This is a genomic window from Pelodictyon clathratiforme, assembly GCF_982375515.1.
This window is the reverse complement of the sequence record NZ_OZ455102.1, coordinates 2,414,560-2,432,218: the sequence shown is the minus strand read 5'-3', so window position 1 is coordinate 2,432,218 and position 17,659 is coordinate 2,414,560. Positions and strand designations below refer to the sequence as shown.

Here is a 17,659-nt window from a genome sequence, read left to right as displayed (position 1 = left end):
TGCAACCCCATAGGTATTACAGGAGTGACTGCACAGGTGAAAATGAAAAATAACAACAAAGGTGTCAAGGGGACTCCTCTCGACATGAAGGCGCTGCAAAAAGAGATCGGCGGTCTGGTACTTATGTTGCTGGCTCTCTTTTTGATTGCGGCCCTTCTGAGTTTTCATCCGGATGATGAGGCAAGTTTTGGTACCCTTGCATGGCACGATATTTTCAGTAGATCTGCCAGAGATGTGGCTGAAAGCATTCACAATCCATTCGGATTATTCGGAGCAAGGATCTCCGCGTTCTTTATCCGTTCATTTCTTGGCTATTCGGTAATTCTACCGTTAACAGCCATTTTTTTATGGGGATGGTTGCTTCTGCGGGCGAAAAGCCTGAAACCAGCCATTCTTTTTTCTCTCTACAGCCTCGCCTTTTCACTTGATATCGCAACGATGTTCGGCCTTACCTCTGCGCCGTTCAGCGATATGATGGCTGGAGCAATCGGGCGGATGCTTGCGGAGTTTCTTTCTGTCGTGATTGGTTTTACCGCAGCGCTTGTTCTTCTCTCCGTTATTGCTCTGGTTTTGACTCTCTACATGGGGCAGACTGCGCTGGCTGAAGGTATGAGGCTGGTGCTCGCTGCCGTCAAAAGCAGTGTCAGGTCGTTTGCTGCTTTCAGGGCAAAGCGTGCTGAGAAGCGTAAGAAAAAGGCTGAACTGCAGAAGCTGAAAGAGAAAAAGAGAGAGGAGAAAAGAGAGGAAAAGAGAAAGCTTGCACTGAAAAAGGAGGCTCAGAAAAAAGAGGAGTTGAAAAAACAGACACTGAAGCAGGAGCCTGAATCCGAACCTTTTGTATCAGCCTCTGCTGTTCCACTGGTTACCCCGGTGTTTCAGGAAGAGCTTTTGCTGCCGGAACCTCCTTTGCCGGAGCCCTCTGCTGCTGAGAGAACTCCATTGGCGCTGCAGTCGAAGATTCCCGGAGAGCCGGAGATGATCATTCACCAGGCTGTCCGTGAAAAAGAGGCTGATCTTGATGAGCGTCGTCTGAAAGTGCAGACCAAGGACAGGGAGCCTTATCGTTTCCCGTCGATCGACTTGCTGGAAAAAGTCCCCGATGACAATGATCAGATCGATCAGCAGCATCTCGACGAAAGCAAGCGGAAACTGCTTGAGAAACTCAAGATCTACAAGATTGAGGTGAAGAGGATTTCAACAACGGTTGGGCCTCGTGTGACCCTTTTTGAACTCGAACTTGAACCGGATGTCAAGGTCAGTCGGGTCAAATCCCTTGAAAATGACCTTGCCATGGCGCTGTCGGCAAGAGGTATCCGGATTATTGCACCGATTCCGGGAAAGAATGCTGTTGGTGTGGAGATTCCCAACGGCAAGCCGAAAACGGTCTGGCTCCGGTCGGTGCTGCAGGTTGAAAAATTCAAGAACAGCACCATGATGCTGCCGATTGTGCTCGGTAAAACTATCGCCAATGAGGTCTATATTGCCGATCTTGCCACCATGCCGCATCTCCTGATTGCTGGCGCTACCGGAGCCGGAAAGTCGGTCTGCATCAATGTCATTATCTCAAGCCTGCTCTATGCCTGCAGTCCCGACAAGGTCAAATTTGTGCTGATCGATCCAAAACGGGTTGAGCTATTTCAGTATCAGCATCTGAAAAACCATTTTCTCATGCGTTTTCCCGGCATTGAGGAGCAGATTATCACGGATCCCCAGAAGGCGGTCTATGCGCTGAAGTGTGTTGTCAAAGAGATGGAGATCCGTTACGAGACCCTTGAAAAAGCAGGTGTTCGCAATATTGGAGACCATAATCGCCGTATCCCCGAGGAGGCTCTGCCCTACATTGTTGTGGTCATTGATGAGCTTGCCGATCTCATGATAACGGCAGGACGGGAAGTTGAAGAGCCCATCATCAGGATAGCCCAGCTTGCCCGTGCCGTCGGTATTCATCTGATTGTGGCGACTCAGAGGCCATCGGTCGATGTCATTACCGGTATCATCAAGGCAAACTTTCCTGCCAGGATCGCTTTTCAGGTGGCAAGCAGGGTTGATTCACGCACCATTCTCGATGGCTCAGGGGCTGAACAGCTTCTTGGTAATGGCGACATGCTTTATCAGCCATCCAATCAGCCAAAATCGATGCGTATTCAGGGGCCTTACGTCTCGTCGGGTGAGGTTGAAGAGATTACCTCCTTTATCGGTTCACAACATGCGCTGAAGAACATGTATGTGCTTCCCTCCCCTGATATCAACAAAGGTAACGGGATATCATCATCGGGGTATCAGGAAAAAGATGGCAAGGACAGTATGTTTGAGGAGGCGGCAAGGCTTGTGGTGACGCACCAGCAGGCGAGTGTATCGCTGCTGCAAAGGCGTCTCAGATTGGGATTCAGCCGCGCAGGGCGAGTGATGGATCAGCTTGAATTCAGCGGGATTGTCAGTGAGGCAGACGGAAGTAAAGCCAGAGAAGTCCTCATTCAGAATGAAGACTCCCTGGAACTTTTATTGCGTAATCTTGACTGATGAGTTTGTTACACTGATTCAACGCGTACAATTTCCGGAACTGCTTTTTTGATAGCTTGTTCGACACCGGCACGCAGGGTAAGGGTGCTCATGGGGCATGAACCACATGCGCCAAGCAGTTTTACATCAACGGTCATATCTTTGGTAATGCCGACAATCTGGCAATCTCCTCCGTCAACCTGCAGATAGGGACGTACGGTTTCAAGTGCTGCAATAACCCTGTCGTAAAGCGCATCGCTGTTTGGAAGGTAATCCTTGGTGGAGCTCATGGTATAATTGGTTTACAATTGAGTGAAAAAAAGGGCCGTTATCATCTTTACGAAATCTAATATCAAACCTCTTGCGGAAAAAAACAATACGAAATTTATGATTGTTTATTTCCCCGTTCCGCTTCGGTGATGGAAATCCTGCGTGCAACCTCCATTGTGGCTTGATTGATGGCTTTTGATGTCGCCGAATCGGGATGGCTGAGCATATAGGGTGTTCCGTTGTCTCCACCCTCGCGTACAGCACGATCGATCGGAATGGAGCCGAGGAAGGAAAGTCCCTGGGTACGGGCAAATATCTCTCCTCCATGATGTCCGAAAATATAGTCTTTTGTTCCATCCGGCAGTTCGTAATAGCTCATGTTTTCAACCACTCCAAGAATCGGCACATTGACCTTGCGGAACATGCTGACAGCCTTCGATACATCAGCAATGGCTACATCCTGCGGTGTTGTAACAATAATGGCGCCAGTCAGGGGAACGGTCTGGGCGATTGTGATCTGGATATCTCCGGTGCCGGGAGGAAGATCGAAGATCAGGTAATCGAGCTCGCTCCAATCTACCTCACTGATAAACTGCTTGATGGCGTTCGAAACCATTGGGCCGCGCCAGATAACCGCCGTATCGGTTTCGATCAGAAAACCGATGGACATCAGTTTGACACCCCATTTTTCCAGTGGGACAAGATGTTTTTCAGTTACTTCCGGTTTGGCATCGAGCAGTCCGAACATGGTTGGAATGCTCGGGCCGTAAAGATCAGCGTCAATCAGGCCAACTTTTGCTCCTGTCTGGGCAAGTGCAATGGAGAGGTTTACGGCGAAGGTTGATTTTCCAACTCCTCCCTTCCCTGATGCGACGGCAATAATGTGTTTTACCTGCTGCAGCGGACGTTCATGCTCGCAGTGATGATGGCCGCAGGATGCATGTGCAGCTTCTCCATTGCCTTGATTATGGCTGCAGGACGCATGTGTTGATTCATCATGATTTGTTGTCATAGCGTGTTCGTTTGAAAATTACAGAAAATAGAGAAATGATATGGTTTGGTTCTGATAGATGCGTTCATTTTTGCATAAAACGCATGGAAATGGGTACTCCCTCCAGGCTGAAATGTTCGCGAAGCTTGTTTTCAAGAAACTTCCTGAAATTGGCCTGAACCAGGAGAGGATCATTGCAGAAAAAGGCAAAGACCGGCCATGCGGCGTTGATCTGGGTCATGTACTTGATCTTGAGCTCTTTGCCCGATTTTGTGGAAGGGTGTGTATGTGAAAGCGCCTCCTCAAGGAATTTGTTGAGCACGCTGGTGCTGATTTTACGGGAGCGGTTTTGGCTGATTTGCTGAGCCGTGTCTATTGCCCGGTAAAGGTTCTTTTTGGTGAGCGCCGAAATAAAGAGGACGGGGACATAGGAGAGGTTGCCCATGTTGGAACGCAGGGTCTCTTCGTAGATCTTGCTTGTTTTTGAATCCTTTTCAATCAGATCCCATTTATTGATCAACAGGAGCGCCCCTTTTTTGCGCTCAACTGCCATATTGATGATTTTCATATCCTGCTTCTCAATGCCTGGCGCAGCATCAAGCATGACGAGTGCAACGTCGCAGCGCTCAATGGCCTTCTCCGTTCTCAGCGAGCTGTAGTACTCAATACCAGCATCGATTTTTGTCCGTTTTCTCAGTCCTGCCGTATCAATGAGAATGAACTCCTGCTGCTTGCGTATGAAGCGGCTGTCGATAGCATCCCGTGTTGTGCCGGGTATGTTGGATACAATGAGGCGGTTTGAGCCGAGCAGGGAGTTGACAAAACTTGATTTCCCGACATTTGGCCTTCCGACAACGGCAAGCTGGATGGCGCTCTCTTTTTCCTGAAGCTGTTTTTCTGTTTCAGGTAACGACTCAAGGATGTCGTCAAGCATATCGGCAACTCCGCTTCCATCTCTTGCTGAAATAAAATAGGGGGCGGTGAAACCGGTTTTGATGAACGACTCTGCGTCCAAAGAGAGTTGCGGGGTTTCGACCTTGTTTACCACAAAGAAAAGCTGCTTGTGCTGGAAGGTTCGCTGCAGCAATCTTCCGAGTTCAAGATCCTCGTAGGAGAGTCCGGCACGTACATCGGTCAAAAAGATAACAATATCGGCATCACGAATAGCCATCAGCGTCTGCTCAAGCATTGCCATGCTGATGGTGTCGCCATCGGCATTATAGCCTCCGGTATCCATCAGGAGAAATTGCTTGCCTTGCCACTCTCCCTCTGCGATGTGCCGATCTCTCGTTACACCGGGGGTAGGATCTACAATGGCGCTTCGTTGGCGCAGAATTCGGTTGAACAGGGTTGATTTGCCGACGTTAGGCCGGCCCACCAGAGCGATTAAAGGCTTCATAAGAACAGATACGGTCTTGGTAAAAAAAATGGCAGAGCTCTGCCAGGGAATTCCCTGTAACAGATATAAGGTATAATTTGTAGAATTAAGTGGAATAATTTACATTGATAAACTTTATTTTTCGGAAAAGTCCAGTTAATCTATAGTAAGAGCATGAGTAAGACGTTAAGTTTTAAAACATATTCGGCAAAGCCTGCAGAGGTCGACAGGAAGTGGTACGTTGTTGATGCCGAGGGTCAGGTATTGGGCAGAATGGCTTCTGAAATTGCAAAGGTCCTCAGGGGCAAGCATAAGCCACAGTTTACGCCGCATATCGATACCGGTGATTTCATTGTGGTAACCAATGCCGAAAAAGTTGCCCTAACCGGCAAAAAAGAGGAGCAGAAGAGCTACTTCTCGCATTCCCAGTATCCGGGTGGTGTCAAGATTGACCATGTCAAGGACCTTCTGAAAAAAAGACCTGAAAGGATTATTGAAAATGCTGTGTGGGGAATGTTGCCGCACAACAATCTCGGCCGTCAGTTGTTCAGAAAACTCAAGGTTTATGCCGGTTCCGAGCACCCGCATGCTTCGCAGGCTCCTGTTGAAATGAAGGTAAACTAAATATTAAAGCATAGGGAATGAAAGAGGTTATCGATACAGTAGGCCGCCGTAAAACCTCGGTGGCTCGAGCTTTTATGATTCCGGGAAAAGGCCGGGTTATTGTCAACAAACTGCCGATTGAAGAGTATTTCAAGGATGAATTCAAGCGCCAGCAAGCCCTTCGGCCTCTCGTTATTACCGAAAGAGCGGAAGAGTTTGATATCAAGATCAATGTTCAGGGTGGCGGTGTAAGTGGTCAGTCCGGCGCAGTCAGCCTTGCCATTGCTCGTGCACTTACCGAATTTGATGAAACCGCCCGTGTTATCCTCAAAACAGAGAAGCTTCTGACAAGGGATCCCCGTATGGTTGAGCGGAAAAAATTCGGACGCAAAAAGGCCCGCAAACGCTTCCAGTTCTCGAAACGTTAATCCGGTGTTATTTCGTTTTATTTCAAAGATACAACTTCGCATATCATGCTATTCTGAAAATCGTTCAGATGAAGCTCTCCGGAAGTGTTCGGCGCCTTGCGCCGGATACCGGGCAGTACAGGCATGATAGAGGAACAACTAAATCACAAAAAAGCACGTATGTCACATTTTCAGCTTGAAGAGATGCTCCGCGCAGGAGTCCATTTCGGTCACCTTGCACGTCGCTGGTGCCCAAAAATGAAGCCGTACATTTTCATGGAAAAAAACGGCGTTCATATTATCGATCTGCAGAAAACCGTCGTTCTTGCCGATGAGGCACTGAAGGCGCTTGAAGCAATTGCACAGACAGGCAGGGAGATCATGTTTGTCGGTACCAAAAAACAGGCCAAACACATTATTGCCGAACAGGCAGAGCGTGCAGGGATGCCTTACGTTTGCGAGCGTTGGCTGGGTGGTATGCTTACCAACTTCCAGACCATTCGGCAGAGTATCCGGCGCATGAACTCCATCGACCGGATGGCGACGGATGGAACGTATGATATGATTACCAAGAAAGAACGCCTGATGCTGGGCCGTGAAAAAGAGAAGCTCATGAGGATTCTCGGTGGTATTGCCACCATGACAAGGCTTCCAGCCGCGCTCTTCATCGTTGACATCAAGAAAGAGCATATTGCCATCAAGGAAGCCCGCTCACTCGGTATTCCCATCATTGCCATGGTCGATACCAACTGCGATCCTGAACTGGTTGATTTCGTCATTCCAGCCAATGACGATGCAATCCGCTCCATTCAGTTGATGGTCAAGGCTGTTGCCGATACCGTCATCAACGCACGGGCGCTGAAAGTGGAAAATGAAGTGCTTGCCGGTATGGATGAAGAGGAAGAGGATGGCGATATCGACGTCGAAAAGGAAGAGATCAGCGAATAATCCGTGTCTATAATCAATAAGAGTGAAATTTCAATGAGCCAGATTTCAGCAAAAGATGTAAAAAATCTTCGTGATATAACAGGTGCAGGCATGATGGACTGCAAAAAAGCCCTTGATGAAACTGGAGGGGATATGCAGCAGGCTATCGATTATCTGCGCAAGAAAGGCGCTGCACTTGCTGCGAAGCGTGCAGACAGGGATGCCAGAGAGGGTATGGTCGAAATTAAAATGACCGCCGACCATAAGGCCGGTATTATTCTTGAACTGAACTGTGAGACCGACTTTGTTGCCCGCGGTGAGGACTTTACCAATTTTACGGTTGCCCTTGGTGAGCTTGCCCTTGCAAAGTGCATCTCATCACCTGAAGCCTTAATGACGCTGACACTTGGCGAAGCGTATGGCGGCGAAACGGTTGATGATGCCATCAAAACCATGACCGGCAAGCTTGGCGAAAAGATCAGCCTCAAACGTCTGGTCTATATTGACGCAGGTGACGGTGTGGTCGAATCCTATGTTCATCCCGGTGCACAGCTTGGCGCAATCATTCATCTTGCTACCGATCAGCCCGATGCTGTTCGCGAACTGGCCAGGGATCTTGCCATGCAGGTCGCCGCAGCAGCTCCGATTGTTGTTGACCGCTCCTTTGTTCCAGCCGATTACATCGCAAAAGAGGCGGAAATTTATCGTCAGCAGGCTCTCGAACAGGGAAAGAAAGAGGCGTTTGTCGACAAGATTGTTCTTGGCAGACTTGAAAAGTATTATCAGGACGTTGTGCTCAGCGAGCAGTTCTTCATCAAGGACAGCACCGTCAAGGTATCTGACGTGCTCAATGAGTTCCGAAAAAAGCATCAAGTAAAGGTTGATGTGATCGGATTTGTCCGCTGCAAGTTGGGAGAGTAAAAAAAAAGCCTCGTTGTTGCGAGGCTTTTTTTTTGTACATAGAATGATGGTTTTGTTTTTTTAAACCTTTCTTCCTGAGGATAAGGATATGCTCCACTACAAGCGCATCTTGCTGAAACTGAGTGGCGAAGCACTTGCCGGAGAGGACGGCTATGGCATTAATTCCGCGATGCTTGAACGGTATGCAGAGGAAATCAAGGAGGCTCGCGAGATGGGCGCCCAGATTGCACTGGTGATTGGCGGAGGCAATATATTTCGTGGCATGTCCGAAGCAGCGGCTAATATGGATCGCGTACAGGCCGACTACATGGGGATGCTCGCAACGGTTATCAATGCCCTTGCATTTCAGGATGCCCTTGAACGAAAAGGAGTCTTTACCCGACTTCAGACAGCCATAAAAATGGAGCAGATGGCAGAACCCTTTATCCGGCGCAGGGCAGTCCGTCATCTTGAAAAGGGGCGGGTTGTTATTTTCGGCGCAGGCACAGGAAACCCCTACTTTACCACCGACACGGCAGCTTCACTGAGGGCCATCGAAATTGAGGCCGATATTATTGTCAAAGGCACACGGGTTCAGGGAGTCTACGATTCCGATCCCGAAAAAAATTCCCATGCAGAGTTTTTTGCGGATATATCCTATCAGGATGTGATCCGAAAAAACCTCAGGGTTATGGATATGACAGCAATCACCCTCTGCAGTGAAAACACGCTGCCCATTGTAGTCATGAACATGAACGAAAAAGGGAATTTGAGCAGACTGCTGCGCGGAGAGAAGGTTGGTTCTTTGGTTCATGGGTGATACCCGCTTTGACAGGGTGGCTTAACAGGGTTCATCATCATCGGCGCCGGGTAGAACGAGCAACCTGAGCGCCGATTGAATCTCCTGCCACTCAAACCCCCGGTTGGAAAGGAAGACTTCAAGTTTTCTTTTCCGATCCGCTTCACTCATCTCACGCAATGAGGCCAATTTTTTTTCTGCCGCCCGATGGCAAAGCGCAACGCTGTCATACTCCTTGAGGAGCTCGCTGATAATGGTTTCAGCAACACCCTTTTTCCTGAGTTCCGCAACAATCTTTAACCTTCCAGAGGGCTTTCTTCTTGACCTGCTTCTGATCACTTCCATGCCGAAAGCATGATCGTCAAGCGCTCCCATCCGGCTCAATTTTTCAATTACCGGTTCGATACCCTCAGCAGAATATCCCTTTTTCAGCAGTTTCCGTTTCAGTTCATCCTTACTGTGGCTGCGCAGTCCAAGCAGTTTAAGGGCAAATGTCATCGCGCCAGGCGCATTGTTGTCGGTCATAATCAGAACCAGGAGAGACTTCGGTTTGTCGGGGCAGCTTCCCCGGCAAATATAACCATATCATGTTAATCAGAAAATCAAGGGCGCTTACCTCATGTCCCGAGGTTGCTGCCGTTGCGAAAATCACACTATACCCTGTGCTTGCCCCATTACTTTCCCGATCCCCAAAGAATACACTATATTGCAGGCGCTTCATCTTCGTCGCAGTTAACCCATTCAATTCAATCACATGGCTCTTACCTGGCTGCATGTTTCGGATTTCCACCTGAGTGACAAAGGCCCTTACAGTCAGGAGGTTATTCTTCGATCCCTTGTCTCTTCAGTCAGGCAGTTCCGCGAAAAAGGGGAGCAAGTCCCGGATCTCATCTTTGCAACCGGTGATATTGCGCAGAACGGAAAGGCAAAAGAGTATGATGCGGCCACAAAATTTTTCGATGATCTGCTCGAAGCTGCGGGGCTCAATCGTGATCGCCTTTTCATAATACCCGGTAACCATGATGTTGACCGCAAGATGGGCAAGGGGCTTGAGCGAACCTTCAATACGAAGGATGACGTTGATGAGTACTTCGATCCTCAGACGCCGACTCCTCACCTGACGCAGAAATTCCAGGCATTTTCATCCTGGTATAACAGCTATTTCAGCGGTATCCGGTCGTTTCCCACAAACACCACATGCAGCCCTGTAGAAATTCTCACAATCAACAACTGTCGTATTGCTGTTTTGCCCCTGAACAGTGCACTCTTCAGCATTGACGATCGTGATGTTGCACAGCTTTTCATAGGGCGTCTCTGCCTTGATAATGCGAGGGAGCAGTTAAAGAGGCAGGCAGCAGCAGAACTTACCATTGCCTTGATTCACCATCCTCTCGATTGGTTAAGCCAGGTGGAGCGACGCAACATAAAAGCGGCTCTTGGCGAATCGGTTGATTTGCTGCTGCATGGTCACTGCCATGAGATCGATGCGGAAAGCATTGCTTCTGCTAATGGTGGGTTCATCAAGCTTGCTGCTGGCGCAGCTTATCAGACACGTAAGTGGCCAAACAGCGCCATGTATGTTACCTTCGAGGGTAATCGGGTGACCATTTTTCCAATTCGCTATGAGGATAGTCCAAATGAAAAGTGGACACTTGATACCAGCGTCTTTCCTTCGCCCTTGTATACCGGAACGTTCTTTTTATCAAAAGGTACATCTGCCGAGTCACCAGAATCTGATAAACTCCATCATCCCTGCAAAGAGCGTTATCAGGCGACTCTCAAAGAGGAGCTCGGTTATATTCGTATGCTTGGTTTGCCGGGTGTCGAGAGCGTCAAAGTCAACCTGAATGACGATACCTTTGTCCCTCTGCGCATGTCCGACAGGCAGGATAAAGGCAATTCAGTTCCTGAAAAGAGTTTTTGGCAAGGGGGTGAGCATATCTTTTCTCCCGATGAGATCATGAAGCGGGCATTTCGCGATCGGAGAGGCTGCCGAATGCTTCTCGTTATCGGTGATCCCGGCTCTGGCAAAACAACACTTCTCAAATATTATGCCCTTCGTGCACTTGAAGACTCTGCGAGGCTTGGTTTTTCCGATCCGGTCAACGTTTTTTATCTGCCACTGAGAGAGCTTTCAAGTCATGCAGGTCACTACGACACCTTGCCGGCAAACCTTGCAAGCTGGTCTGTCATGCAACATCATGCCATCAAGAAAGAGTGTTTTGTTGATTGGTTGCAAAGTGGAACCTCACTTGTCCTGCTTGACGGTCTTGATGAAATCAGCAACACGCAAGAGCGAATTGAGGTATGCAAGTGGATTGATGCGGCCTTGAATACCTTTACTGTCGCCTGTTTTGTGGTCACATCACGAGCGACGGGGTACCGCAAAGATGAAGGAGTTGAGCTTGCGGCAGATTATGAACGGGCCGACGTGCAGGATTTCACTTCGGAACAGCAGGAGCGGTTTTTGAGAAATTGGTTCAAGGCAGCATTTTTGAAAGAGCCTTGTGAAAAGGGATTTGAGGAAGCGGAGTGGCAGGAAAAGCAGCAAAAAGAGGCTGAGGCGCGAACCATCACCATTGTTGAGCATCTTAACGCGGAGAAGAACAAGGGACTGCGGCAGCTTGCGGCTATTCCAATGATTCTGCAGATCATGGCAATTCTGTGGAAGGATAGAGAGTATATGCCGGACAGTCGTGTAAAGCTCTATGAGGCATCACTCGATTATCTGCTTGAATTCCGCGACAAGCGCCGAGGGATTGTCCCACTTCTTTCAGCGCTACGTGCCCGACAGGTGCTTGCTCCGCTTTCGCTCTGGATGCAGGAAAAGCTCAAAAAGGATGAGGCTTCGAGGGTAGAGATGCACAAAAAGATGAAGGAGCAACTTGATAAACAGGATAAGCCGCCCTCGGTTGATGATTTTTGCGACTATCTGGTTAAACGGTCAGGCTTGCTGGTGGAGACGGGAGCACACGATTACCTCTTTCGCCATAAATCATTTCGTGAATATTTGGCAGGAGTTCAACTCGTTACCAAAGTGCGTTCAACCAGGTATCTTGGAAACCTGATTGCAGGCTTTGGCAACGATTGGTGGGATGAACCGATCCGTTTTTTTATTGCACAGGGAGATGAAGAGATCTTCAATCTTTTCATGAAAAAGCTCTTTGACTCGCCAGTCAGTGACGAGCTGACTCCCAAGCAGCAATGGTTGTTGCAGACGCTCATAGAAGAGGCGCCCCTGAAAAAGGTTGATGCACTTTGCACAAAACTGCTTGTCGCCACAAATACGGCAAGTCGTCAGCGGGTGATTCTCGACTGCCTGAAAACCATCGGCAAATCTGCTGCCATCAAAACTTTGGAACAGTTCAAAACCAGAGATCTTGCAAAAAACAAGGATGTTGCCGATCGTGCTGATGAGGTGATGTATACTCTGCAAGAGCTGAAAGATAAAACAGCTCAATCGGGTAATATGGAAAAAGCAGCGCCGAAAACGATTACATCGCAGATCATCAATTTTGAAAACCGGCCAATATCGTTCCGCAACCCCAACGAACACAATGCCGAGTACATCCTGATAAAGAAGGGGAGTTACCTTGACTCGGAGACAAAAAAGCAGAAGAATGCAGAAAAGGATCTCTATTTCGCAAAATATCCGGTAACCAATAAACTCTACCGTTCATTTATTGCTGCGCTTGGGGAATCATCAAAATTACAGGAAGAGCTGAAGAAAATTGCAAAAAACAACAGTTGGGATGCAGGATTTTCCGGCTATTTCAACAAAGGTGAAAACGACCTTGCGGCATTATTTTGTTCGGAGAATGATGAAGACCGGAAATTCGGTGGTGACGATCAGCCGGTTGTTGGCATTACCTGGTATGCCGCTCAAGCCTACTGCCTCTGGCTTTCGCAGTGTGAAGATAAACCAGATTCTTACCGTTTGCCGACGGAAGTTGAGTGGGAGTGGGCCGCAGGAGGCAGGCAGGGAACAATCGGAAAGAAAGTTCGAAAGTATCCCTGGGCAGACGAGAAGCGAGAACCTGACTCGAAATTGCTCAACTATGATGGCAATGTCGGCGCAACCACACCAGTCGGCAGTTATCCCGAAGGAGCAACACCCGAAGGGCTGTACGATATGGCTGGAAACGTATGGGAATGGACGGATAGTTGGTACAATGAAGAGACTTGTTCGAACCGTGTTATTCGTGGCGGGAGCTGGTACTACGATGCCGAGTTCTGTCGGTCGGCGTATCGGTACTTCAACACCCCCGACTACCGGTATAACTACGTTGGCTTCCGCCCTGTTTTCGTCCCGTAGTCAGTTGGCAGCTCATTCCGCACAATCAACAAAACCCACCGCAGGTGGTCCGACGATATTTTTGAAAAAGCGAGTATCTCTTTCAGGGTTATCAAATCAGCCGCTATACGCTTATGCAGATAACACAGCGAAGCCGGATGAATGCCTCTGAACAGAATGATGGTCCATTCCCTCTTCCATCATCCCGGTCTTTTTTCCAAAAAATATACTGCGTGTATTCTACAGTTTTCCGGAGACAGTAAATTTGTTATGAGGGGTCAGCCTCTCTGAAAACGGCCTCCAGGGTCGGGGCTGTGAGAATCGTTTCACTCCAGGCTTCCAGTTCCTCCTCTTTGGCATTCTCTAACTGATCTGATGCCCATTTGGGCAACACGCCAAAGCGGCGTTCAAGTTGCCTTTTCAGTAGGCTGGATTTACCCTCAACACGTCCTTTAGCCATGCCTTTGGCTATGCCAATTCGTTCTACGCTGGTAATGTATTGCACTTTTTCCCTCTCCTCGATTGTTTCAAGTTCTTGCCAGACCTCGCTGTTCAACCACTCCGGCAGTTGCATCAGCCAGTCAATGACATTGAATAAATTGATAACGCGCTGTATATTCCGATGCCGTTCGTACAGTATTCGCAGTAAGCTGAGTTTTGCGTTGTACCGTTCCTGATCCTGCGTTCTGGTTTTTTGTGTCAGGATGTGTGCCGCCGTAATCCATCCAAAAGCGTTATTTGATGCCAGCAGCTCATCGAGTTTGTCTTCATAATCGGTCAGCTTGGCAACCGGGAACTCCAGCGTATGGCGGCATCCCAGCACGGCAAAACCATAAGAGGTGGGTTTCCACTGCTTGTTTTCATCGGCCAGCACCGCCAAACTTGCTACAGGCCGTTTGTAGTATATCCATGATGCCCCTTAAAACAAAATAGTTCAGGTTCCCAGCCCCCTCGACCTCCATTGCAGGGATACCCATTACTTTCCCGATCCCCAAAGAATACACTATATTGCAGGCGCTTCATCTTCGTCGCGGTTAATTCATTCAATTCAATCACATGGCTCTTACCTGGCTGCATGTTTCGGATTTCCACCTGAGTGACAAAGGCCCTTACAGTCAGGAGGTTATTCTTCGATCCCTTGTCTCTTCAGTCAGGCAGTTCCGCGAAAAAGGGGAGCAAGTCCCGGATCTCATCTTTGCAACCGGTGATATTGCGCAGAACGGAAAGGCAAAAGAGTATGACGCGGCCACAATATTTTGTGATGACCTGCTTGAAGCTGCTGGGCTCAATCGTGATCGCCTTTTCATAATACCCGGTAACCATGATGTTGACCGCAAGATGGGCAAGTGGAGCCATCGCAATCTCGATAACGCTGAAGATGCCGACGAGTACTTTGATCCTGACTCAACTTTTCCACAACTGAGGGATAAATTTCAGGCATTCTCGTCATGGTATAACGACTATTTCAAAACCATCCGCTCGTTCCCGACAAACACAACATGCAGTTCGGTAGAACTCGTAACGATCAACGGACTCCGTCTTGCCGTTCTGCCCCTGAACAGTGCCCTCTTCTGCATTGACGATCATGACCATGCAAAGCTCTTCATTGGTTGCCGCTGTTTCGATGCTGCAAAGAAGCAGTTTGAAGCAGCCGATCTCAAAGTTGCCATGATTCATCACCCTCTCGACTGGTTGAGTCCGATAGAGCAGTCAAATATCGAAGCAAAGCTTGAAGAGTCAGTCGATCTTTTGCTTCAGGGGCATTACCATCAAACCTCAACGAAAAGCATTGTTGCCGAAAATGGCGGATATCTGAAGCTTGCTGCAGGAGCTGCATACCAGAAAGGGCAATGGTCAAAGTCCTCCATGTATGCAACTTTCGACGGAAGCGGGGTAACGATTTTCCCCATCCGTTATGAGGGTACTCCTCGTGAAGTCTGGACACTTGATACCAGTCTTTATCCGTTACCATCATATACGAAACAGTTTCCTGTTCCGGGGCGTAATGCTGATCAGCAAGTCAGCTCGCTACCTTTGATCGCTTGTGATAACGGTATGGTTACTGCTTCAGGGCGACCAGAGATAAATAGCTACGAGCGCTACCGTGAATCATTGAGGAACCAGTTCGGAATAGTTGCATCACGCGGGCTCGACAATTATCAGGATATCGAGATTCCACTTGAGGATGTGTTTATCGATCTTCACATCAGTGAGCTGTACGGCAAAGTGGATGCTCATGATAAAGGGCATTCCGTTGAAACGAAAAAAATGTCACAGGATGCACTGCTTCAGGAAATATTTCATGGGAATGCCCGTACCAATGTTCTGCTTCTGATCGGCGATCCAGGCTCTGGCAAGACCACGTTACTGCAGCATTATGCGATGCTCTGCCTCGAAGGTGATCATGGGCGACTTTTTCCCGAAGCTGCCAGCGTCCGGGTTCTGTTTCTTGAATTGCGCAAACTGAATTTTGATGCCCACAATAAACCTGTGCGGTTGGCTGCGCAGATTGTTGAGCTTAACAGGTCGTTATCTCTTGCTGCCGATGAAGCGGAAACATGGTGGCGGGGGATGGGTGAAACGGAGAGGGTTCTTGTTTTGCTTGACGGTCTTGACGAGGTCACTGAACTTGAAAAACGGAAAGCCATCTGCCAATGGATTGACGAAGAAGGTCATGCCTATCCCAATCGTTTTTTTATTGTAACCACACGCAAAACCGGATATGTGACCAGTGATGGCGTTGAACTCATTCAAAGTCACAGGCGGGCTGCTCTGGATGATCTTGAGCCTGACCAGCAATGGGACTTTTTATTGAAGTGGTTCAGGGCTGCTTCGAAATTTGAAAAGGAGCGGGGCTTCACGATACACGATACTACCCCTCCGGACGATAAGGCAAGGGAACTATATGCATATCTCTATCCTCAAGAAGGCGATAAGAGCGAAGAGATGAACAGCGAGGAAACGGAAAAGAAGAAAAAGGGTTTGCAGCAGATTGCAGGTATTCCTCTGCTGTTGAAGCTTATGGCTTTGCTCTACAAGCTGCGGGATTTTAAACCTGATTCCAGAATAGCCTTGTATCGTGTTGTCATCGTGTATCTGCTTCATGGCAGGGATAACGCCCGGCAGATATCGTATGGTATCGATCCGGAACAGTCAGCAACGGTTCTCGGACTTCTTGCCTATACCATGCAAAAAAAAACCTGTCTCGATCTTTCTGAGGGCGAAATGAAAGAGATTATGGAAAGCCGTTTTCAATCGATCAATACAACAGTCGGGCTTGACACGTTTTTCGGTTTTATGGTAAACAGAAGTGGAATTCTGAAACCGAACGGGAAGGCATTCCGATTCTGGCACAAGACGTTTCAGGAATATCTGGCAAGTTTGGAGATGCTGCGTTGCAGCAAATCGGATGCGTTTATCCGCTCGATCGTTCAGCATTATGATGACCGTAAGTGGGAATGGGATGAAACGCTGCGGTTTTATTTCGCCCAGATCGATGCGGATATTTTTGACGGCTTTATGAATCAGTTGTTCAATCCGGAAATAACGACCGATGTGTTGCAACGAAAGTTGCAGTTGATGAAAACCTTGATCCGGGAATCCAGGGAGTGCTCAACCGGGGCGTTATGCCGAAAGCTCAAAGACAGTAAACTTTCACTGGGAGTACAGTGGCATGTGCTTGATTGTCTTGAGGTTATCAATAAGTCTGCTGCACTTGATGCTGTTCGGAATTTTCACGAGCGAGCCAAAAAAATGCAAGAACCTGATAATAACCTGAAACAGCGGGTACTTGATAAAGCTGATGGGCTTATTATCCAACTTGAACGGAGAGCTGGTATCAAGCGTAATCTTCCGCCGAGAGAAAAAGAGAAAACAAACCATGACAGCCAGCCAAAACAACGGCCCCGTATCATCAGCAATACATATGAAGATGGCGTGCAGTACATCCTGATAAGGAAAGGGAGTTACCTTTTCTCGAAAACAAACGAAGAAAAACGTGTAGAAGATCTCTATTTTGCCAAGTGCCCAGTAACCAATAAACTCTACCGCTCATTTATTGCTGCACTTGGGAAAGAGACCGCACTACAGAAAAAAATAAAAGACATTGCACAAAATGACCGATGGGGTACGGATTTTGCCCCATGGCTCAAAAAGGGTAAAAACGACCTTGCTGCATTGTTTCGTTCGGAGAATGATGAAGATCGGAAATTCGGTGGTGACGAACAGCCGGTTGTTGGTATTCCTTGGTACGCCGCCCAGGCCTACTGTCTCTGGCTCTCGCAGCTTGAGGATAGACCAGACTCTTACCGCCTGCCGACGGAAGTTGAGTGGGAGTGGGCCGCAGGGGGACGGCAGGGTGAAGCTGTGCAGAAAGTTCGAGATTATCCTTGGGCAGACGAAAAGGGCGGGCCAAGCGCGACACTGCTCAACTATAATTAGTGGATGAACGAAAAACTGTTATGATATTATAAAATAATAGTTTATATTGTTATTTCATGGTCAAAGATATTTGACGGACCCTGAGCTAAAGCGTAATAATACCCCATTAGAAGCATTTTTGATAGAGAAAAGGTGTTGCAGGGTGCCCTCA

At 48.3% G+C, this 17,659-nt stretch carries 13 protein-coding genes; 8 read left to right on the top strand and 5 right to left on the bottom strand.

Annotation, left to right across the window (positions count from 1 at the left end):
• Positions 1 to 42 precede the first annotated feature (42 nt).
• Positions 43 to 2,520, top strand: coding sequence for a DNA translocase FtsK (locus tag AC56AD_RS11895; protein ID WP_012509026.1), 2,478 nt, complete (start codon positions 43 to 45; stop codon positions 2,518 to 2,520).
• A gap of 8 nt (positions 2,521 to 2,528) precedes the next feature.
• Here AC56AD_RS11895 and AC56AD_RS11890 read toward each other — a convergent pair whose 3' ends face one another.
• The 3 genes from AC56AD_RS11890 to der all read right to left on the bottom strand — a co-directional run bounded on the left by AC56AD_RS11890 (position 2,529) and on the right by der (position 5,159).
• Entirely contained in the window at positions 2,529 to 2,789 is a 261-nt protein-coding gene (locus AC56AD_RS11890) for a NifU family protein (RefSeq protein ID WP_012509025.1), read from the bottom strand.
• 95 nt (positions 2,790 to 2,884) lie between these two features.
• On the bottom strand, positions 2,885 to 3,781 hold the full coding sequence (locus AC56AD_RS11885) for an Mrp/NBP35 family ATP-binding protein (RefSeq protein WP_012509024.1): 897 nt from the start codon (positions 3,779 to 3,781) through the stop codon (positions 2,885 to 2,887).
• Between the two features lie 64 nt (positions 3,782 to 3,845).
• Positions 3,846 to 5,159 carry a ribosome biogenesis GTPase Der gene (gene der / locus AC56AD_RS11880; protein WP_012509023.1) on the bottom strand — a complete coding sequence of 438 codons (1,314 nt, stop codon included), beginning with the start codon at positions 5,157 to 5,159 and terminating at the stop codon, positions 3,846 to 3,848.
• Positions 5,160 to 5,312: 153 nt separating this feature from the next.
• Here der and rplM point away from each other — a divergent pair, with 153 nt between their 5' ends.
• The 5 genes from rplM to pyrH all read left to right on the top strand — a co-directional run bounded on the left by rplM (position 5,313) and on the right by pyrH (position 8,795).
• Positions 5,313 to 5,762 carry a 50S ribosomal protein L13 gene (rplM, locus tag AC56AD_RS11875; protein ID WP_012509022.1) on the top strand — a complete coding sequence of 150 codons (450 nt, stop codon included), beginning with the start codon at positions 5,313 to 5,315 and terminating at the stop codon, positions 5,760 to 5,762.
• A 17-nt stretch (positions 5,763 to 5,779) separates the two neighbouring features.
• On the top strand, positions 5,780 to 6,169 hold the full coding sequence (gene rpsI / locus AC56AD_RS11870) for a 30S ribosomal protein S9 (RefSeq protein WP_012509021.1): 390 nt from the start codon (positions 5,780 to 5,782) through the stop codon (positions 6,167 to 6,169).
• 159 nt (positions 6,170 to 6,328) lie between these two features.
• Positions 6,329 to 7,096, top strand: a complete 768-nt coding sequence (gene rpsB, locus AC56AD_RS11865) for a 30S ribosomal protein S2 (protein WP_012509020.1) — start codon at positions 6,329 to 6,331, stop codon at positions 7,094 to 7,096.
• Positions 7,097 to 7,129: 33 nt separating this feature from the next.
• Positions 7,130 to 7,996 carry a translation elongation factor Ts gene (gene tsf, locus AC56AD_RS11860; protein WP_012509019.1) on the top strand — a complete coding sequence of 289 codons (867 nt, stop codon included), beginning with the start codon at positions 7,130 to 7,132 and terminating at the stop codon, positions 7,994 to 7,996.
• Positions 7,997 to 8,084: 88 nt separating this feature from the next.
• Positions 8,085 to 8,795, top strand: a complete 711-nt coding sequence (gene pyrH / locus AC56AD_RS11855; protein ID WP_012509018.1) for a UMP kinase — start codon at positions 8,085 to 8,087, stop codon at positions 8,793 to 8,795.
• A 21-nt stretch (positions 8,796 to 8,816) separates the two neighbouring features.
• On the opposite strand, the gene recX is transcribed toward pyrH, so the two are convergent.
• Complete coding sequence (gene recX, locus AC56AD_RS11850; RefSeq protein ID WP_012509017.1) at positions 8,817 to 9,299, bottom strand: recombination regulator RecX; 483 nt, start codon at positions 9,297 to 9,299, stop codon at positions 8,817 to 8,819.
• A 229-nt stretch (positions 9,300 to 9,528) separates the two neighbouring features.
• Between recX and AC56AD_RS11845 the strand changes: the two genes are divergently transcribed.
• Positions 9,529 to 13,089, top strand: coding sequence for an SUMF1/EgtB/PvdO family nonheme iron enzyme (locus AC56AD_RS11845; RefSeq protein WP_012509016.1), 3,561 nt, complete (start codon positions 9,529 to 9,531; stop codon positions 13,087 to 13,089).
• A 247-nt stretch (positions 13,090 to 13,336) separates the two neighbouring features.
• Here AC56AD_RS11845 and AC56AD_RS11840 read toward each other — a convergent pair whose 3' ends face one another.
• Positions 13,337 to 13,942 (bottom strand): DUF4351 domain-containing protein, encoded by a 606-nt coding sequence (locus AC56AD_RS11840; protein WP_012509015.1) that lies wholly within the window; start codon positions 13,940 to 13,942, stop codon positions 13,337 to 13,339.
• 182 nt (positions 13,943 to 14,124) lie between these two features.
• Here AC56AD_RS11840 and AC56AD_RS11835 point away from each other — a divergent pair, with 182 nt between their 5' ends.
• A complete protein-coding gene (locus AC56AD_RS11835; protein WP_041526546.1) occupies positions 14,125 to 17,508 on the top strand; it encodes an SUMF1/EgtB/PvdO family nonheme iron enzyme in 3,384 nt (1,127 codons plus the stop codon).
• The last annotated feature ends 151 nt before the right edge of the window (positions 17,509 to 17,659 follow it).